Below are 18,132 nucleotides of genomic sequence, written 5' to 3'. Positions count from 1 at the left end.
GTGTTATGAGCGAAATTCTCAAAGGCAGAGCATGGGTATTCAGCGATGACGTCGATACCGACCTCATCTACCACAACAAATATCTCGCGGAGACCGACCCCAAGAATATGCCGCAGTATGCCTTCGAATACTATCCCGGCAAAGAAAACTTCGCCAAAGAAGTGAAGCCTGGCGATTTTGTGGTGGCCGGCAAGAACTTCGGCTGCGGCTCCAGCCGTGAACACGCGGTCTATTGCCTCGAGTACGCCGGGATCCCTTGTGTCCTCGCGGAAACCTGCAGCCGCATTTACTATAGAAACGCGATCAACAACGGCTATCCCGTCCTATTTGTGAAGGGCCTATCGGAAGCTATAAAAGAAGGAAAGATAAAGGACGGCGACCAACTTGAGGTAGAGCTGTCAACTGGAACGATCAAAGACGCCACCAACGGCAACGTATTCCACGGCGACGCGGTCAGCGATCTTGAGAACGATATAATGAAAGCCGGCGGCCTTATGAATTACATGAAGGCCAAAGCCGGTGCGAAATAAGCAGGAGGAATATCTTATGGGCAAGACATTTGCTGAAAAGGTTCTCGGTAAGGCGGCCGGATACGAAGTCACGGCGAACCAGGTCGTAACGGTGGAACCGGATTTCTGCATGAGCCACGACAACGGCGCCCCTATAGCCAGGACGTTCAAAAAGATCGGCGTCAAAAACGTAAAATATCCCGAGCGCATCTGCCTGATACTCGACCACGCGGTGCCCGCTCCGACGAGCGACCACGCCGTGAACCACAAGGAAGTCCGCGAATTCGTCGCGGCGCAGGGGATACCCAACTTCTACGACGTCAAGAGCGAAGGCGGCGTCTGTCACCAAAAGATGTGCGAAGAGGGCTTCGCCCTCCCCGGCCTCGTAATGGTCGGCAGCGACAGCCACACATGCACCTACGGCGCATACGGCGCATTCTCGACGGGCATCGGCCGCTCCGAGATGGCGGCGGTCTGGGCCACGGGGAAGCTCTGGTTCAAAGTTCCAGAGAGCATGAAGGTCGTAGTTACCGGGAAGTTCAAGCCCGGCGTCTCCGCTAAGGACTTCATCCTTAAGTTCATCGGCGACGTCAGGGCCGACGGCGCCGACTACATGAGCGTCGAATTCCACGGCGAAGGCATCGAGAACATGAGCATAGCCGAGCGTATGACGCTCTGCAACATGGGTATCGAGTTCGGCGCGAAGAACGCCGTCTGCAAGCCGGACAAAAAGCTGCTTGACCTGCTCAAAGAGCGCGGCAACGCGAAGAGCGACAAATGGGAGGCCATCTGGGCCGACGAAGACGCCGTTTACGCGAAGGAATTCCACTACGACTTAGGCGACATCACGCCGGGAGTCGCCAAGCCGCACAAGGTCGACAACTACGCTCCGATCGAAGAGGTCAAGGGCACGAAGATCCACGAAGCCTTCCTCGGCTCCTGCACCAACGGCCGCATCGAAGACCTGCGTCTGGCAGCTCAGGTTCTCAAAGGAAAGAAAGTCGCGGTACGCACGGTAGTGATACCCGCTTCCTGGATAGTATATCGTCAGGCCATGAAGGAAGGGCTTCTTGACATCTTCCTTGATGCCGGCTGCGTTATATGCAACCCGGGCTGCGGCCCCTGCATGGGCAACCACGAGGGCATCTTGGCCCCCGGCGAATCCGCGATCAGCACGGCCAACAGAAACTTCAAGGGGCGCATGGGCGACAAGGAGAGCTTCATCTACCTCGCAAGCCCGATGACGGTGGCGGCGTCGGCGATCAAAGGCGAAATTTCCGACCCGAGGAATCGCTAAGGGGGAACCCTTTCGATTTCCGCGGCCGAACTTGCGCGGCGAGGCCGCAACAGAGATATACGAACGGAGGAAGATAAATATGTCTGTAAAAGGTAAAGTCTGGAAATACGGCGACGACGTGAACACCGACGTCATTTTCCCGGGGAAATACACCTACACCATCAAGGAACGCGCCGACATGGCCAAGGTGGCCTGCGAAGACCTTGACCCCGAGTTCAACAAAAACGCGAAGCCCGGCGACATCATCGTCGGCGGCAAAAACTGGGGCTGCGGCTCCAGCCGCGAGCAGGCCGTCACCTGCATCAAAGAGCGCGGCATAGCGGCGATCATCGCCAAGAGCTTCGCGCGCATCTACTACCGCAACTGTTTCAACGAAGGGCTGCCGATCATCATCTGCCCGGCGGCGGTCGAAGCGATCAAAGCTGGCGACGAAGTGGAGATAGACTTCGAACGCGGAGTGATAATCGCCGGCGGCAAGGAATATCCCTTCCCGCCCTATCCAGAATTCGTGCAGGGGCTCATAAAGGACGGTGGGCTCATCCCACACGTCAAGAAGGAGCTCGGCTTAGCGTAAGTTAGTTGAACGCCCCGGCCCCGAGGCGGGGCCGGGTAAAAAAATAAACGCACCGCAAACCCCAAGAGGAGGAGATATTGTATTATGGCAAATATCATGAGAGTCAAGGAAAAGAAAGAGCGCTACGACGTAACGTACATGGCTGGAGACGACTCCGGCTTTGACATGATGGAGGGCGCCCTTCTCGTCCTGGAAGCGATGGATCTGCCCATCAATTGGCACAGGGCCGACCTCGGCTGGTGCATGTGGGAAAAGTCGAACAAGAAATTCGGCGAAGGCGACCCGCGCTGCAACACGGTCCCGCCGGAAACGATTAAAATGATCAGGGATACCGACGCGACGATCATGGCGGCCATCACCTCGAAGGCCGGCGTGAAGGGCTTCAAATCCGCTATCCTGCAGATGCGCCAGCTTTTCGACCTTTACATCAACATGCGCCCCGCCAAGAAACTCCCCGGCATCGGCACCCCGCTCAAGGGCGATCCCGACATTGACATCGTGATGTTCCGCGAAAACACGGAGGACCTCTACGCGGCGGTCGAATTCTACCCGCTGCCGAAAGAGATGTTCGACCTGCACCCCGGTATGGACCGCTTCCGCGAGGGCAAAGGCAACGTCGCCGTTTCCTGGCGCGTATTCTCGGAAGCAGGCTGCGAACGCATCATCCGCGCCGCCTTCGAATACGCTAAGGCGACAGGCCGCAAGACGGTGCACTGCGGAAACAAAGCCAACGTCATCCGCCAGACGGACGGCATGATGAAGAGAAAGTTCCTCGAAATAGCGAAGGAATACGAGCAGTACGGAATCGAAGCCCACGAAGAGAACGCCGACGCCACCGCGATGTGGCTCATCAAGAACCCGCAGAACTACAGCGTCTACGTCGCGTCGAATGTCTTCGGGGACATCCTCTCCGACGAAGCTTCGCAGCTGACCGGCGGGCTGGGCTTCGCGCCGTCGGGAAACATCGGCGAGAACGCGGCGCTCTTTGAACCGTCGAGCGGCTCGGTCCCCAAGTACGCCCACCAGTACAAGGTCAACCCCTGCGCGATGCTGATGGCCAGCAAGATGATGCTCGACTACCTCGGACTCGAGGAAGAGGGCAGGAAAATCGAAAAGGCGATTGGCGAAGTCCTCGTCGAAAGCAAGCCCGGAACGCTGACATACGACGTTCTCCGCGACTTCCGCGACGACCCGGACTGGGAGAAAAACGCCGTTTCGACGCTCGACATGGCCACGGCCATAGCGCAGAAAATCAACCCGGACTTCAAGGGCGCGAAACTCGCGGCCGCGAAGGAGAAGGTCCACAAGATGTGCGCGTGGGACGAAGCCTCCCTTATCGGTTTCGAAGACTGATTCAATCACCGTTAAACTACAAGCGGCCTGTCTGTTCGTCAATCGGCGGGCAGGCCGCGTTACTTTTTCGACAGGGGGAAACGCACAATGAAGACGGCACAGGCCGGAACGCTTGAATCGATGGACTGCCTCGTAACGCTCACGGAGGCAGCCCCAGGCGCAGGCATCAAAATAAACATCACGGGCGCCAGCGCGGCCCGCTTTACGACCGCCATGACGAAAAAAATCAAAGAGACTCTCGCCGAGCTTTCCGTAAAAGACATGGACGTCGCCGTGCAGGACAACGGCGCGCTCGACATAGTCCTGGGCGCGCGCGTGGAAGCCGCTTACGGCAGGCTCACGAAGTAGGAGGAAGAGAAAACCATGAGACGCACAATGCTCTACCTTCCCGGCAACAATCCCAACATGCTGACGAAAGGGCACCTCTTCGGCTCCGACGGCGTCATCCTCGACCTTGAGGACGCCGTAGCGATGGTCGAGAAGGACGCGGCGAGGATCCTCGTAAGCAAATATCTTAAGCAGGGCGAATTCGGCAGCGTCGAAGTTACCGTCCGCATCAACGGGATCGACACGGAATTCTGGAAGAAAGACCTTGAGGCGATAGTTCCGATGAAGCGCCTCGACGGCATACGCGCTCCGAAGGTCGACAGCGCCGAGACGGTAAAGATACTCGACGAAGAGATATCCCGCCTCGAAGATAAATACGGCGTGCCGCAGGGCAAGCTGAAACTCTTCTGCTTGTTGGAAACGGCTAAGGGCATACTCAACGCCTACGAAATCGCCACCGCGTCGCCGCGCATCGCGGCCATCATCCCCGGCGGCGAAGACCTCCGCGCCGACCTCAAGACGGAACGCTCGATGGACGGTACGGAGCTCGAATGGGCCAGAAGATTCGTCGTATTCGCCGGGCGCGCGGCCGGCGTCGATCCGCTCGACACCGTCTTTTCCCGCGTCACCGACGACGAAGGGCTCAGGAAAGAGACTCAGTTCATCAAACAGCTCGGATTTGCGGGCAAATCCATAATCCACCCGAACCAGATACGCATCATCCACGACGTCTTCAACCCGACAGAAGCCGAAATAGCCAAGGCCCAGAAGATACTCGCGGCGGCGAAGGAAGCGGCGGAGCGCGGCCAAGGCGCCGTCACCGTGGACGGCAAGATGGTCGACATGCCGGTCGTCAAGAGGGCGGAGTACGTCCTCGTCCGCGCCGGGCTCGCATAAGCAGGAGGGTGAAAGAGAATGACGATCAACGCAGTAAAACGTGAAATACCCGACTACATAGAGGGTTACGGCAAGGTCAGGCATTATCAGGGGGCCTTCGCGAGAAAGCCCGAGGGTGCGATAGCCGGAGCCAAGCTCCGCTGCTTCAACAACGACGTCACCGACAAGCGCGTCAGCTCGATCAAAGAAGCGATAAAGGCCAGTGGGCTGAAGAGCGGCATGACCGTATCCTTCCATCATCACCTCAGGAACGGTGACTACGTCGTCAACATGGTCCTCGACGCCTGCGCAGAGATGGGGATCAAAGAGCTCACGCTCTTCCCGACGGCGCTTTTCGGGGTCCACAAAAAAGTCATCGACCACATCAAGAGCGGAGTCGTGACGAAGATAATGGGCTCCGTCAACGGACCGATAGGGCAGCTCGTCTCCGAGGGCGGCATGCAGGTACCGGTCGTCCTCCGCAGCCACGGCGGGCGTCCGCGCGCGGTAATGGCCGGCGACGTGCACATCGACGTGGCCTTCATCGCCGCCCCTACCGCCGACAAATACGGCAACATCTGCGGCACGCTCGGCAAATCGGCTTGCGGCTCGCTCGGCTACGCCTTCACGGACGCGGACTACGCCGACAAGGTCGTAGCCGTCACAGACAACCTCGTCGACTTCCCGGCGTCGCCCGTTTCGATACCGCAGACTAAAGCCGACATAGTCGTCGAAGTCCCGTCGATCGGCGACCCCGCCGGCATCGTCTCCGGCACCACGAAGGTCACGAGAGACCCGCTGCGCCTGCTCATCTCGCGCTATGCGTCGCAGCTCATCGAGGCCAGCCCCTACTTCAAAGACGGCATATCCTTCCAGACCGGCGCTGGCGGCATCCCGCTCGCAGTCACCGCCTTCATGAAAGAAGCGATGCTCAAGAAGGGCATCAAGGGCGGGTTCGGACTCGGCGGCATCACAGGCTACTTCGTTGAACTCCTCAAAGAGGGGCTCGTCGGCAAGCTGATGGACGTCCAGTCCTTCGACCTCGACGCGGTCAGATCTATCGGCGAAAACCCGAACCACATCGAAATCTCCGCCGACTGGTACGCGAACCCGTGGAACTGCGGTGCGGCTGTCAACATGTTGGACGTCGTCATCCTGGGTGCCACCGAGGTCGACACGGACTTCAACGCCAACGTCAACACGGAGGCCGACGGCGCCCTGTTGCACGGCACTGGCGGACATCAGGACACGGCGGCCGGAGCGAAGCTCACGATAATCGCGCAGCCCCTTCTCCGCGGCAGGATCCCCTGCGTCACCGACAGCGTTTACAACGTCACGACGCCGGGCGAAGTCATCGACGCGATCGTCACCGAATACGGCGTCACGATCAACCCGCGCAGAAAAGACCTTCTCGACGCGGTGAGCGGCGTGAAGGATCTGCCGCTCGTCCCGATGGAGGAGCTTGCGGCGCACGCGAAGAAAATGTCCGGCCCCACAGACCCCGTCAGGACGACGGACAGAATCATCGGCGTCGTCGAATGGAGGGACGGCACGGTCATCGACGTCGTAAGACAGCTCAAGAAGTAAACGGATTTTTCGAAAATACCACAAACCTCTAAGGTGAAGCGGCCGGCCTCGGCCGCTTCACCTTAGCATATAAATAAAGTCATCACAGAAGAAGAGAATGCGCGTGCTGCCGGACTCCCATAAAATAGTATGGTTGCCGCTGAAAAGCTCGGTTTTCTAAAATGTTTCTGCAAAATCAGACCTTACCTGGCAACGAATTCGATCTTGACCCGCATACCCAGAGCGGCCGCAAGCCGGCGAAGCGTACGAAGCGACGGGTTTGCGCCGCCGTTTTCCAGCTTGCTTATGTCGGACTGAGTGATCCCCGTCTTTTCCGCGAGTTGTTTTTGGGTGAGCCCGTTTGCCTTCCGGGCGTCGACCAGGGATTGAATTATCTCATGCTCAACTTTTAATTCTTCGTCAATTGTCATCGCGGCGCTCATTGGTTGTCCTCCCCCGTCTCCAAAAGGCTGTCGCAGAAGTGGAGGAGCCTGGGAATATCATTTATAGCGGTTTCCCAAATGATGGCTTCATCCATTTCCGCATACGCATGCGCTATCCAGTTTCGCATACCGCGTATCATTCCCCATGGCATCTGGTCTTTTGTCTCTTCGCGGAACTCGTCGGAGAGCCCATTTGCTAATTCGCCGATCTGGAGAACGCACATTGACACCGCGCTGAGGTAGGCTCTATCCTCGACGAACGTCGTATAATCCTTGCCGAATCTCTCAACAAATCTCGCAATGTCTTGGCAATACCTGTGAATATGCAGAAGTCTTTGGCGATCACCGTTGTTCATAAATTTTGACCTTTTCTTTCTGCAAATTATCCACAAACCACGGCATCCGTTCTTGTGTGCTTTTTTGTTCTAATGTCTGCGTTGTGACAAGGTCGACCTCCCTGCCGATATTGTCGCACAGATCGGCATATAGCCCGCCCATGTCGAACATGCTGCGGATAACGGAGCCCTCTCTGTCTACCAGAATATCCACATCACTGGAATCCGTGGCATTATTTCTAGCGTAGGAACCGAATAAGTATACCGCGCGAAGCCGGTATTTTCTGGCAATCGGCTCAATAAACTCGCGCAACTCGTCGATCGTGTAAACCACTTTGGCTCCTCCTTATTTTTATCTCACGCCACATTGTATATGTTTTAACATATATTTTCAAGAGGTTTTATTCCTTCCTGCCATCTCACAGAATTACTAACTTCGTTCTATGTCGGTCGTCGCTGAAAAGCGTGGTTTTTCTAAGTGGGTACAATAAACTTTGTTTTCGCCTGCGGAATGTGACAACATCACAGACCTTCCCGCGCCTTAGCCGTAGGATTTCTTTGAATCGGGAGAATCGGCGGAAGCCGCGCCCGAACGAAGGGAGAATCGACGATGAACAAAAAAGTTTTGATAGTCGGCGGCGTCGCCGGAGGCGCGAGCTGCGCGGCACGGCTGCGCAGACTCGACGAAGAGGCCGAGATAATCATTTTCGAGCGCGGGGAGCACGTCTCCTACGCGAACTGCGGCCTGCCCTACCGCGTCGGCGGCGAGATCGAGTCGCGCGACGCGCTGCTCGTGCTGAAGACGGAGTTCTTGCGCGACAGATTCAAGGCCGACGTGCGACTGCTCAGCGAAGTCGTATCTATAGACAGGAAGAAAAAGAGGGTGACGGTCAAAGAGCTGCAAAGCGGCCGGACGTACGAGGAAAGTTACGACACGCTGGTGCTGGCCACGGGCTCTTCGCCGCTGCGCCCCGACATCCCCGGTATAACCTCGCCGCGCGTTGCGACGCTTTGGACGGTGGAGGACGCCGAGTGCATCAGAGCGATGATAGAGCAGAAGAGTATCGAAAGCGCGGTGGTCGTAGGAGGCGGCTTCATCGGGCTGGAGACCGCAGAAAATCTGCACGCGGCCGGCGTCAAGGTCACGCTTATAGAGGCGCTGGATCAGGTGATGACGCCGCTCGACTTCGAGATGGCGCAACTGCTCCACGAGAGAATCAGGGACGCCGGCGTCGAACTTATCCTTGGCGACGCGGTCTCCTCTTTCCGCGACGAAGCGGGCGGCGTCCTGCTGGAGCTCAAAAGCGGCAAGAGCGTCGGCGCGCAGCTGGCGATCCTGTCGATCGGCGTGCGCCCGAACTGTGAACTCGCGCGCGGCGCGGGGCTAAAAGTGAACGAACGCGGCGGCGTCGTGACGGACGCGGCCCAGCGCACCTCCGACCCCTGCATTTTCGCGGTCGGCGACGTGACCGAGGTCGAGGAGTTCGTCATGAAGGGGCGCGCGATGATCCCTCTCGCCGGCCCCTCCAACAAGCAGGGGAGAGTGGCGGCGGACAACATCGCGGGTGTCGGCGCGCGCTACGGCGGCACGCAGGGCACTTCGATCGCGCGCGTCTTCGGCCTCGCCGCGGCGGCGACAGGTATGAACGAGAAAAAGCTGCAAAAGCTGGGGCTCGAAAAGGGGCGCGACTACGAAAGCCTGATAATCGCGCAGAAATCGCACGCCGGCTACTATCCGGGCTGGACACCGCTGACGCTCAAGCTGGTGTTTTCGCTCAAAGACAGGCGCATCCTCGGCGCGCAGGCCGTCGGAGGCGGAGCCGACAAGCGCATAGACACGATATCCGCCGCGATGCGCTTCGGGGCTTCGGTCGGCGACCTGAAGGAACTGGAATTCGCTTACGCGCCGCCCTTCTCCTCCGCGAAGGACCCCGTCAACATGGCGGGATATGTCGCGGAAAATCTCCTTGCGGGGCTCGTCCGCTTCTGCCCGTGGGACGAGATGGAGAGGAACCCCGAAGCGCTTCTTATCGAAGTGCGCGAAGAACGCGAGCTCGCAGCGTATAAGGCGCCCGGCGCGCTGCACATCCCTCTCGGCAAGCTGCGCGAAAGACTCGGCGAACTGGAAAAATATCGCGGCGGCGAAATAATAATACTCTGCGCGATAGGCGCCCGCGCCTACACCGCAGCGCGCATACTGGCGCAGCACGGCTTCGAAAACGTCTCCGTCTATCCGGGCGGCGCGGTTTTATACCGCGCGGTGCACCATCGGGCGCGGCGCGGTTAAAAGATTGCCGCGAAACCCTCTGAGGAGAAAGGGAAGAGGCGGAGCGCCGCCTCTTCCCTTCGTCCGCCTTTCGCGGCAATTTTAAGAATACTCCGCCCTTCTTTCTTGCGACTATGTATTCCTTGCCCTTCGTTTTTACGAGCGTTTGCGGCGCGGTCCCGCAAGGTCGTCATTTTTTATTGACAAGGCAGATGCCGCATACGATCATCGCGGCGCCGAGCGCCAGCCACGGCGTATAGCGCTCGCCTATCAGTAGGTACGATATGGCCATGCCGGCGACGGGCTGGAGAAACTGGAATATCACCAGCTTTGCGACCGGAAATATCGCGAGCTCCTTGTACCAGAAGAGATAAGCGAGCCCCGAGGATAGCGCGCCGAGAAAGACTATCGAAAGCCACGTCTGCGGCGAGAAGGTTGCGACGAGCGAAAAATTCGTCCCGACGACGAACGACGCCGCAAGCGCATAGAAAAACGCGAAGACTAGCTCCCAGAAGATAGAGAAAGCCGGAGGCAGCGAAGCGCGCAGGAATTTGCGCGATATTATAAGGAATACCGCCCAGTTGAGCACAGAGAAGAGCATGATATAATCTCCGACCGAGCCGAAAGAGCCGCTTTCGGCCGTCCCCTTTACGGTGCCGCGCGCGAGCACTAAAGCAACGCCTGCGGCGGCGAGCAGAAGCCCGGCCGCCCCCGCCCGCGAAATTTTTTCCTTCAAGAATATCCGCCCCAGCACGGCGACGAGCGCCGGAGAGGCGACCATCATCCAGTTCGAGTTGCCGGCCCCGGCCGTCTTCATCGCCACGGCCTGTATCCCCTGGTGAAAAAATATCCCCTGAAAGCCCATGAAGAGGAGCGACGGCAGCTCTTCGCGCGCCGGCAGCCGCAGCGTCCCCTCGAAATAACAGCCGGCGGCGAGCACGAGCACGGCGAAGAAAAAGCGCATCAGCAGAATGAGGGAAGGCTCGGCCTGCGCGAGCGCGTATTTGGTCGAGGCGAAGCTGCCGCCCCATATGACCACCGTGACGAGGACGATAATATAATCGAACGGGCGCGCTCCGCCCGCGCTTTTACTCTTCAACGCAAAGGCCCCTTCATCTGATATTAGGCTGTTGTGCCTGCGCAGATTATACTATTTTTCCCCGCGCTCCAGCCCATTCAAAACGATATAAAAAAATGTTCTATAAAAATTAGTCTGAAAACTCGGCATAAATGAATTAAATAGACAAATCCATATTTATTTTGTGAAAAAAGTAAGAATCTCGGTTGCTATTAATCGCCGTGTTAGGATATAATAATGATGCTTTGTGTACTTTTTCGCAAGTGCTCTGTTGCGTGTGCTTCGCATCGGGCGCAGCGAATTGATTTGTAACTTTCTACAAATAGTTACATCGGCGTCTTTTTCGGACGGGAGGGTCTGGAAGAGGCAACAACTAAGGAGGGTGCGTTTTATGGTGGAGAAAACGTCGGAAATGCAGTGGGAGCAGCTGGCAGAGCTCCTCGGCAAATACCGCGGCACTAAGGGAAGCGTCATTCCCGTGCTTCAGCAGGCTCAGGATATCTTCGGCTATCTGCCTAAAGATGTCCTGATCGAAATCGGCAAACAGCTTGAAATTCCTATCAGCCAGATATTCGGCGTGGTGACCTTCTATGCGCAGTTCCATCTTGAGCCGCGCGGGAAGAATATCATCCGTTCCTGCCAGGGGACGGCATGCCACGTCCGCGGAGCGAAGAACGTCCTGCAGGGAATCAGGGACAAGCTCGGCCTCAAAGAAGGCCAGTCTACGACGGGTGACCTCAAGTTCACGCTTGAGACGGTCGCCTGCATAGGCGCGTGCGGGCTCGCTCCCTGCGTCATGGTCAACGACGAGACTCATGGAAGGCTCACACCGCAGAAGATCGGTGAGATCCTGGACCAGTACGCGTAGGCTGAGGGGAGGAATTTTAAATGGCAATCAAGAGTCTTGAAGATCTTCGTAAGATAAAGGCTGCCGCTAAGCAGCAGACAGAAACGAGAAAACTAAACGAGAAACAGATCATCATCGGCATGGGCACCTGCGGCATAGCGGCGGGCGCGCGCACGGTGATGACGGCCGTACTCGAAGAGCTTGCAAAGCGCAACATACACGACGTGGCGGTCCTCCAGACCGGATGTATCGGCATGTGCCAGAAGGAGCCCCTTCTCGACGTAGTCCTTCCAGGCAAGGACAGAGTCACCTACGGAAACGTGAAGCCGAGCGACGTTCCGCGCATTATAGCGGACCATCTCATCAACGGCGTCGTCGTTCAGGATCTTGTCATAGGCAAGATTCCCAGCAAAGAAGCGTAGGCTGAAGGGAGGAATTTTCTATGGCTCTCGTAAGAGCACATGTACTGGTATGCGCGGGAACTGGCTGCACCTCCGGCGGCTCCCTTAAGGTGATCGCAAAATTCAAAGACGAAGTAAAGGCCGCCGGCCTCGAGAAAGAGGTGGCGGTGGTCGAAACGGGGTGCCAGGGCTTCTGTGAGCACGGCCCCCTCGTCATCATATATCCCGAAGGAACGTTCTACACGCACGTCACGCCCGAAGACGTCCCCGAGATAGTCAGCGAGCATCTGCTCAAAGGGCGTATCGTCGGGCGCCTCCTCTACAAAGAACCCATCACCGAGGAAAGCGTCCCCGATTACGCGCAGATCGACTTCTACAAGAAGCAGCACCGCCAGGTCCTCAAGAACTGCGGGCGCATCAACCCCGACTCCCTTGAGGAATACATCGGCGCCGACGGCTACGAAGGGCTCGCGAAAGTCCTTCTTACGATGACGCCGCAGCAGGTCGTCGAAGAGATGAAAAAGACCGGCCTCCGCGGACGCGGCGGCGGCGGCTTCCCGACGGGCATGAAGTGGGGCTTCTGCCAGAAATCGCCTGGGCCGAAGAAATACATCATCTGCAACGCGGACGAGGGGGACCCCGGCGCGTTCATGGACCGTTCGCTGCTTGAGGGCGACCCGCACGCGATACTCGAAGGCATGTGCATCGGCGCCTACGCGATCGGGGCGGACGAAGGCTACATCTACTGCCGCGCCGAGTATCCGCTCGCGATCAAACGCCTGAGGCAGGCCATCTCCCAGGCCGAAGAAGCCGGACTCCTGGGAGAGCACATCTTGGGCACGGACTTCAACTTCCGCATCCACATCAAAGAGGGTGCCGGCGCCTTCGTCTGCGGCGAAGAGACCGCGCTTATGCAGTCCATCGAAGGCAACCGCGGCATGCCGCGTCCCCGCCCGCCCTTCCCGGCGGTTAAGGGGCTCTGGGGCAAGCCTTCTAATATAAACAACGTCGAGACCTTCGCGAACATTCCTTACATCTTCCGCGTGGGCGCGGAGGAGTTCGCCAAGCTCGGCACTGAAAAATCAAAGGGGACGAAGGTCTTCGCCCTCACCGGCAAAATCAACAACACCGGGCTCGCCGAAGTCCCGATGGGCATCACGATGCGCGAGATCATCTTCGACATCGGCGGCGGCATCATCGGCGGCAAGAAATTCAAGGCCGTTCAGATCGGCGGACCGTCGGGCGGATGCATGCCCGAAGAGCTCCTCGACACGCCTATCGACTATGACTCGCTCATCGCCGCCGGCGCTATGATGGGCTCGGGCGGACTCGTCGTGATGGACGAGGACACCTGCATGGTGGACGTCGCGAAGTTCTTCCTCAACTTCACGCAGTCGGAATCCTGCGGCAAATGCACGCCGTGCCGCGAAGGCACTAAGCGTATGCTCGAACTGCTGGAAAAGATCACCGACGGCAAAGGCGAGGACGGCGACATCGACAAGCTCGAAAAACTCGCCTACTCGATCAAAGCCGGCGCGCTCTGCGCCCTCGGACAGACGGCGCCGAACCCGATCCTCTCCACGCTCCGCTACTTCAGAGACGAGTACGAAGCCCACATCAAGGAGAAGAGATGCCCGGCCGGCGTATGCAAACATCTTCTCAACTACAAGATAACCGACGCATGCAAAGGCTGCGGCCTCTGCGCGAGAAACTGCCCGGCAAACGCCATCAGCGGCCAGCCGAAGCAGGTGTACTCCATCGACACCGCGAAATGTATCAAGTGCGGCGTATGCATGGAGAAGTGCCCGTTCAAGGCGATCGTGCGCGGATAATTTCGGCTAATGGAAGGGGAGTAAAAATAATATGGAACTTGTTAAAGTGACAATAGACGGCATAACAGTAGAGGTGCCCTCTGATTTTACCGTAATAGAAGCCGCTGCCAAAGCCGGGATCCGTATTCCGCAGCTCTGCTACCATCCGGAGCTGGAGAAAGTCGGCGCGTGCCGCGTGTGCATCGTTGAGATAGAAAAGGCGCGCGGGCTCGGTGCGGCCTGCGTATATCCAGTCGCCGACGGCATGGTCGTGCACACGAACACGCAGAAGGTGCGCGAGACGCGCAAGACGGTCATCGAACTCCTTCTTGCGAACCACCCGCAGGACTGCCTCTTCTGCCAGAAGAACAACGACTGCGAACTCCAGCGCACGGCCGCCGAAATAGGCGTCCGCGAAGTGCCCTACACCGGCGAAAAGCGCAAGGCCGTAAAAGACGAAAACAACCCCAGCCTCGTCCGCGACCCCAACAAGTGCATCCTCTGCGGACGCTGCATCAGGGCCTGCCACGAGCGTCAGGGGCTCGACGTCTACTCCTTCGTGAACCGCGGCTTCAAGACGATCGTCGAACCGGCCTTCGGCCTCGGCCTCGACGAAGTTTACTGCTCATATTGCGGGCAGTGCGCCGCGGTCTGCCCGACCGCCGCCATCTGCGAGCGCGACGACACGGAAAAAGTCTTCGCCGCCATCGCCGATCCCGAGAAATACACGATCGTCCAGACGGCGCCCGCCACGCGCGTGGCGCTCGGCGAAGAGCTCGGCCTGCCGGCGGGCGAAATCGTCACCGGAAAGATGGTCGCCGCGCTGCGCCGCCTCGGCTTCGACAAGGTCTTCGACACGGACTTCTCCGCCGACCTCACCATCATGGAAGAGGGCAGCGAGTTCATCGACCGCGTGCTCAACGGCGGCGTACTGCCGATGATCACCTCCTGCTCGCCGGGCTGGATCAACTTCATCGAAATGAAATATCCCGACCTCCTGCCGCACCTTTCGACGGCCAAGTCTCCGCAGGGCATGTTCGGCGCCCTGACTAAGACCTACTGGCCCGAGACGCAGGGAATCCCCGTCGAGAAGATATTCAGCGTTTCGATCATGCCCTGCACCGCCAAGAAATCCGAGATCATACGCCCGCAGCTGCAGAGCAACCCCGGCATTCCCGACGTCGACGTCTCGCTCACGACGCGCGAACTCGCCCGCATGATCAAAAACGCCGGCATCGACTTCAAGAGCCTGCCCGAAGAAAAATACGACAGCCCGCTCGGTACATCGACCGGCGCCGGCGTGATCTTCGGGGCGACGGGCGGCGTTATGGAAGCCGCGATACGCACCGTCTACTCGATCCTCAACGACGGCAAGGAAATCCCGGGAATCGCCTTCAAGCCGGTCCGCGGCATGGAAGGCATCAAAGAAGCCAGCGTCGAAGTGCCGATCAAGGGCCGGAACGTCACAGTGAAGCTCGCGGTGGCCCACACGCTGAGAAACGCCAAAATCCTGATGGACAAGGTCCGCGCAGGCGAAGCGGACTACCACTTCATCGAAGTCATGGCCTGCCCGGGCGGATGCATCGGCGGCGGCGGACAGCCCCAGCCGGTGACGCCGGAGATCCGCGCGGCGCGCACCGCGGCCATCTACCGCGACGACGAGGCGAACACCCTGCGCCAGTCGCACAACAACCCGGACATCATCGCCCTTTACAAAAACTGGCTCGGCAAGCCGCTGGGAGAGAAGTCGCATCACTACCTCCACACGCACTACCAAGCGCAGCCGAGGGAGCTGTAACCCTCCGCAGAAAAGCAAAAGGGGAGGCCTCCGAAAGGAGCCTCCCTATTTTTATGCGCGGCTCGAAATACAAATCAGTAAAATCAACAGCCGGATTTCTCGCAAATCGCTCTTCCTGTTTTTATACCGCCGTGAGCGGGCTATAGTGCCTTACCCAGCTTTGTGTGTTATCATTTAAGCGTGTCGCAGGCGGATTTTGCGCCGCGCGCGAAAAGAGGCGTAAGAAAATGCACGGCATGGAAAGGGTTGGCGATTTGGAACTTCGCGACAACGGGCCGCTGGTGTCGGTGATCATGCCGGCGTACAACGCCGGAAAATATATCTCCGAGGCGATCCGCTCGGTCCTCTCGCAGAGCTTCTGCAATTGGGAGCTGCTGGTCGTAGACGACCGCTCCGCCGACGACACGGCGGAAAAGGCGGAAAGCTTCTGCGCCTATGACCCCAGAGTCAGGCTGTACCGCGGCGAGAAAAACGTCGGCGCGAAGCGTTCGCGCGACTTCGCGCTCAAAATGGCGCGCGGAGAGTGGATAGCCTATCTGGACGCCGACGACTGCTGGGAGAGCGATAAATTACAAAAACAGCTGGAATTCGCGAAAGAAAAAAACGCCGAATTCACGTACACCGCTTCCTCGTTCATGAACGAAAGGGGCGAGCCTTACGGATGGATAATGAACGTGCCTGAGACGATCGGCTATAGGGAACTCCTGAAGCAGAACCTCATATCCTGCTCGTCGATAATGGTAAAAAAATCTCTGTTATTGTATAATGTCCCCTCGGGAGATGGTACGCACGAAGACTATGCGCTGTGGCTGACATTGCTGAAGAGGGGCGTGCTCGCGTATGGCCTTGATTTGCCGCTTCTGCGGTACAGGATATCCAGGGATTCGAAGTCGGGAAACAAACTCAGGTCGGCGCTGATGACATACAGGACATACAGGCTTGCGGGCCTGTCGCGCCTTGAGGCCGCGCGCGCGATGTTTCCGTATGCGTTCAAAAGCATAAAAAAATACAGAAATATACGTAATTCCCGAAACATCCAAAGATAGCGGGGACAATTTGAAATGACAAGAACAAAGACAATACAGCGCGTCGTAAACCTGTACAACAAAAGGGAATTACTCACCCAGCTCGTCAGGCGCGACATCCGCCTGAAATACAGGAGAAGTGTGCTCGGCTACCTATGGAGCGTAATGAATCCACTTTTGATAATGATCGTACTTACCGGCGTTTTTTCCAACATGTTCCGCTACGATATTATAAATTATCCTATATACCTTCTCATCGGAAGGGCGATATTTGATTTTCTGAGCGAGTCCACAAGGACTGGTATGTGGTCGATCATCGGCAACGCGGCGCTGCTGAAAAAAACTTACGTGCCGCGCTACATATTCACCCTTGCAAGCGTAACGAGTTCCGCTGTGAATTTTATCTTTTCGCTCGGCGCGATAGCGATCGTAATGCTCTTTACGAAGACGCTTCCATCCTGGTACATACTGTTGCTGCCGATTACACTGCTGCAGCTTTACGTATTCTGCATGGGCATGGCGTTTTTTCTCGCGGCAGCCACGGTATATTTCCGCGATGTCCAGTACATATACAACGCCTTCTTAACAGCGTGGATGTACCTGTCGGCGCTATTTTATCCGGCAAAGATACTTCCCCAAAAGCTTTACTGGCTGGTCTCGCATTTCAACCCCATCTTTATATACGTGCAGCAAGCGCGCGGCTTCATTCTCTATGGCAAAATGCCTGATACCGATATGTTCATAATAGGCTGCTTCGCCGCGTTGCTTTCACTTGTGATAGGAGTCGAAACATTCAGAAGAACGCAGGACAATTTTATACTCTACATATAGCGTAGCATGTTTATAAGACGTAAAAATCGGGAGTAATTTATCTTATGGAAGAAAAGACAATGATCGAGGTCAGGGACGCGGCTGTCCGCTTCAACCTCGCGACAGAAAAAATAGACAATCTAAAAGAATATTTCGTGAAGCTAGCGAAGAGAGAGCTCCTCTTCCAAGAATTTTTCGCTTTAGACAACGTCAGCCTCACAGTGAAAAAGGGCGAATCGTGGGGCATAATAGGACGCAATGGCTCGGGCAAATCAACGCTGCTCAAGCTGATATGCGGCATACTGAAGCCGTACCGCGGCACGGTTAAGACATATGGGCAGATTGCACCTTTGATAGAGCTGCAGGCTGGCTTCGACGGTAGGCTGACTGCGCGCGAAAATATTTTTCTCGCCGGTGCTCTGCTTGGACACAATAAAAAATTTATGGAAGATCACTTTGACGAGATCACAAACTTCGCTGAAGTACAACGCTTCGTAGACGTGCCGGTCAAAAACTTTTCATCCGGGATGAGCGCGCGTCTAGGCTTCGCGCTTGCGACGGTGGTCAGGCCGGAAATATTGATCATCGACGAAGTCCTCGCAGTAGGAGATAAAGCCTTTCAGAAAAAATGCGAGGCGAGAATGCAGGAAATGCTGAAAAACAACGTTACGTTGCTATTCGTTTCGCATTCGTGCGACGCCGTGCGCAGAATGTGCCAAAAAGCCCTGTGGCTGGACAGCGGCAAAGCGGTCCTCTCTGGGGATAGCGAGACAGTCTGCTCAGCGTACGAAAAATCATAATATGACCATGGCTGCG

At 57.2% G+C, this 18,132-nt stretch carries 19 protein-coding genes; 15 read left to right on the top strand and 4 right to left on the bottom strand.

Annotated elements, in window-relative coordinates; all coding sequences use genetic code 11:
* Positions 1–5 precede the first annotated feature (5 nt).
* The 7 genes from EH55_RS07610 to citF all read left to right on the top strand — a co-directional run bounded on the left by EH55_RS07610 (position 6) and on the right by citF (position 6,523).
* Positions 6–530 (top strand): LeuD/DmdB family oxidoreductase small subunit, encoded by a 525-nt coding sequence (locus EH55_RS07610; RefSeq protein WP_051682746.1) that lies wholly within the window; start codon positions 6–8, stop codon positions 528–530.
* Positions 531–546: 16 nt separating this feature from the next.
* A complete protein-coding gene (locus EH55_RS07605) occupies positions 547–1,806 on the top strand; it encodes a 3-isopropylmalate dehydratase large subunit (RefSeq protein WP_037976386.1) in 1,260 nt (419 codons plus the stop codon).
* 79 nt (positions 1,807–1,885) lie between these two features.
* The gene (locus tag EH55_RS07600; protein ID WP_037976422.1) at positions 1,886–2,380 is read left to right on the top strand and encodes a 3-isopropylmalate dehydratase small subunit; all 495 of its coding nucleotides are present in this window, start codon (positions 1,886–1,888) and stop codon (positions 2,378–2,380) included.
* Positions 2,381–2,464: 84 nt separating this feature from the next.
* Positions 2,465–3,733 carry an isocitrate/isopropylmalate dehydrogenase family protein gene (locus tag EH55_RS07595; protein WP_037976384.1) on the top strand — a complete coding sequence of 423 codons (1,269 nt, stop codon included), beginning with the start codon at positions 2,465–2,467 and terminating at the stop codon, positions 3,731–3,733.
* A gap of 87 nt (positions 3,734–3,820) precedes the next feature.
* On the top strand, positions 3,821–4,081 hold the full coding sequence (gene citD / locus EH55_RS07590; RefSeq protein ID WP_037976381.1) for a citrate lyase acyl carrier protein: 261 nt from the start codon (positions 3,821–3,823) through the stop codon (positions 4,079–4,081).
* Positions 4,082–4,096: 15 nt separating this feature from the next.
* Entirely contained in the window at positions 4,097–4,957 is an 861-nt protein-coding gene (locus EH55_RS07585; RefSeq protein WP_037976379.1) for an HpcH/HpaI aldolase/citrate lyase family protein, read from the top strand.
* Positions 4,958–4,975: 18 nt separating this feature from the next.
* Positions 4,976–6,523: a citrate lyase subunit alpha gene (citF, locus tag EH55_RS07580; protein ID WP_037976376.1), complete on the top strand. Its 1,548-nt coding sequence runs from the start codon at positions 4,976–4,978 to the stop codon at positions 6,521–6,523.
* Between the two features lie 182 nt (positions 6,524–6,705).
* Here citF and EH55_RS07575 read toward each other — a convergent pair whose 3' ends face one another.
* The 3 genes from EH55_RS07575 to EH55_RS07565 are packed head-to-tail and all read right to left on the bottom strand — an operon-like array spanning position 6,706 to position 7,614.
* A complete protein-coding gene (locus EH55_RS07575) occupies positions 6,706–6,945 on the bottom strand; it encodes a helix-turn-helix domain-containing protein (protein ID WP_051682745.1) in 240 nt (79 codons plus the stop codon).
* Entirely contained in the window at positions 6,942–7,301 is a 360-nt protein-coding gene (locus EH55_RS07570; RefSeq protein ID WP_037976375.1) for a HepT-like ribonuclease domain-containing protein, read from the bottom strand. Before EH55_RS07570 ends, EH55_RS07575 begins: the two co-directional genes overlap by 4 nt.
* Positions 7,288–7,614 (bottom strand): nucleotidyltransferase family protein, encoded by a 327-nt coding sequence (locus EH55_RS07565; protein ID WP_037976373.1) that lies wholly within the window; start codon positions 7,612–7,614, stop codon positions 7,288–7,290. Before EH55_RS07565 ends, EH55_RS07570 begins: the two co-directional genes overlap by 14 nt.
* A gap of 276 nt (positions 7,615–7,890) precedes the next feature.
* Between EH55_RS07565 and EH55_RS07560 the strand changes: the two genes are divergently transcribed.
* Positions 7,891–9,567, top strand: coding sequence for an FAD-dependent oxidoreductase (locus EH55_RS07560; protein WP_037976370.1), 1,677 nt, complete (start codon positions 7,891–7,893; stop codon positions 9,565–9,567).
* Between the two features lie 169 nt (positions 9,568–9,736).
* Here EH55_RS07560 and EH55_RS07555 read toward each other — a convergent pair whose 3' ends face one another.
* Positions 9,737–10,645, bottom strand: a complete 909-nt coding sequence (locus EH55_RS07555; protein WP_037976368.1) for a DMT family transporter — start codon at positions 10,643–10,645, stop codon at positions 9,737–9,739.
* Between the two features lie 370 nt (positions 10,646–11,015).
* Between EH55_RS07555 and nuoE the strand changes: the two genes are divergently transcribed.
* From nuoE to EH55_RS07520, 7 genes are all read left to right on the top strand, one after another.
* Positions 11,016–11,492 carry an NADH-quinone oxidoreductase subunit NuoE gene (nuoE, locus tag EH55_RS07550; protein WP_037976366.1) on the top strand — a complete coding sequence of 159 codons (477 nt, stop codon included), beginning with the start codon at positions 11,016–11,018 and terminating at the stop codon, positions 11,490–11,492.
* 20 nt (positions 11,493–11,512) lie between these two features.
* Complete coding sequence (locus EH55_RS07545) at positions 11,513–11,893, top strand: (2Fe-2S) ferredoxin domain-containing protein (RefSeq protein WP_037976363.1); 381 nt, start codon at positions 11,513–11,515, stop codon at positions 11,891–11,893.
* A gap of 20 nt (positions 11,894–11,913) precedes the next feature.
* A complete protein-coding gene (nuoF, locus tag EH55_RS07540; RefSeq protein ID WP_037976361.1) occupies positions 11,914–13,704 on the top strand; it encodes an NADH-quinone oxidoreductase subunit NuoF in 1,791 nt (596 codons plus the stop codon).
* 31 nt (positions 13,705–13,735) lie between these two features.
* The gene (locus EH55_RS07535) at positions 13,736–15,481 is read left to right on the top strand and encodes an NADH-dependent [FeFe] hydrogenase, group A6 (RefSeq protein ID WP_037976359.1); all 1,746 of its coding nucleotides are present in this window, start codon (positions 13,736–13,738) and stop codon (positions 15,479–15,481) included.
* Positions 15,482–15,708: 227 nt separating this feature from the next.
* Positions 15,709–16,527 carry a glycosyltransferase family 2 protein gene (locus tag EH55_RS07530; RefSeq protein WP_201769358.1) on the top strand — a complete coding sequence of 273 codons (819 nt, stop codon included), beginning with the start codon at positions 15,709–15,711 and terminating at the stop codon, positions 16,525–16,527.
* Between the two features lie 15 nt (positions 16,528–16,542).
* Complete coding sequence (locus EH55_RS07525; RefSeq protein WP_051682744.1) at positions 16,543–17,337, top strand: ABC transporter permease; 795 nt, start codon at positions 16,543–16,545, stop codon at positions 17,335–17,337.
* Between the two features lie 44 nt (positions 17,338–17,381).
* Positions 17,382–18,116 carry an ABC transporter ATP-binding protein gene (locus EH55_RS07520; RefSeq protein WP_037976357.1) on the top strand — a complete coding sequence of 245 codons (735 nt, stop codon included), beginning with the start codon at positions 17,382–17,384 and terminating at the stop codon, positions 18,114–18,116.
* The last annotated feature ends 16 nt before the right edge of the window (positions 18,117–18,132 follow it).

The organism is Synergistes jonesii (assembly GCF_000712295.1).
Lineage (GTDB): Bacteria > Synergistota > Synergistia > Synergistales > Synergistaceae > Synergistes > Synergistes jonesii.
This window is presented reverse-complemented; position numbering and strand designations above follow the sequence as displayed.

Excerpts from the sequence above, each read along its gene's own strand:
- citF (WP_037976376.1), top strand. The coding sequence starts at position 4,976 with ATGACGATCAACGCAGTAAAACGTGAAATACCCGACTACATAGAGGGT.
- EH55_RS07585 (WP_037976379.1), top strand. The coding sequence starts at position 4,097 with ATGAGACGCACAATGCTCTACCTTCCCGGCAACAATCCCAACATGCTG.
- EH55_RS07610 (WP_051682746.1), top strand. The coding sequence starts at position 6 with ATGAGCGAAATTCTCAAAGGCAGAGCATGGGTATTCAGCGATGACGTC.
- EH55_RS07600 (WP_037976422.1), top strand. The coding sequence starts at position 1,886 with ATGTCTGTAAAAGGTAAAGTCTGGAAATACGGCGACGACGTGAACACC.
- EH55_RS07595 (WP_037976384.1), top strand. The coding sequence starts at position 2,465 with ATGGCAAATATCATGAGAGTCAAGGAAAAGAAAGAGCGCTACGACGTA.
- EH55_RS07560 (WP_037976370.1), top strand. The coding sequence starts at position 7,891 with ATGAACAAAAAAGTTTTGATAGTCGGCGGCGTCGCCGGAGGCGCGAGC.
- nuoE (WP_037976366.1), top strand. The coding sequence starts at position 11,016 with ATGGTGGAGAAAACGTCGGAAATGCAGTGGGAGCAGCTGGCAGAGCTC.
- EH55_RS07525 (WP_051682744.1), top strand. The coding sequence starts at position 16,543 with ATGACAAGAACAAAGACAATACAGCGCGTCGTAAACCTGTACAACAAA.
- EH55_RS07570 (WP_037976375.1), bottom strand. The coding sequence starts at position 7,301 with ATGAACAACGGTGATCGCCAAAGACTTCTGCATATTCACAGGTATTGC.
- EH55_RS07575 (WP_051682745.1), bottom strand. The coding sequence starts at position 6,945 with ATGAGCGCCGCGATGACAATTGACGAAGAATTAAAAGTTGAGCATGAG.
- EH55_RS07545 (WP_037976363.1), top strand. The coding sequence starts at position 11,513 with ATGGCAATCAAGAGTCTTGAAGATCTTCGTAAGATAAAGGCTGCCGCT.
- nuoF (WP_037976361.1), top strand. The coding sequence starts at position 11,914 with ATGGCTCTCGTAAGAGCACATGTACTGGTATGCGCGGGAACTGGCTGC.
- EH55_RS07520 (WP_037976357.1), top strand. The coding sequence starts at position 17,382 with ATGGAAGAAAAGACAATGATCGAGGTCAGGGACGCGGCTGTCCGCTTC.
- EH55_RS07530 (WP_201769358.1), top strand. The coding sequence starts at position 15,709 with ATGCACGGCATGGAAAGGGTTGGCGATTTGGAACTTCGCGACAACGGG.
- EH55_RS07535 (WP_037976359.1), top strand. The coding sequence starts at position 13,736 with ATGGAACTTGTTAAAGTGACAATAGACGGCATAACAGTAGAGGTGCCC.
- citD (WP_037976381.1), top strand. The coding sequence starts at position 3,821 with ATGAAGACGGCACAGGCCGGAACGCTTGAATCGATGGACTGCCTCGTA.
- EH55_RS07605 (WP_037976386.1), top strand. The coding sequence starts at position 547 with ATGGGCAAGACATTTGCTGAAAAGGTTCTCGGTAAGGCGGCCGGATAC.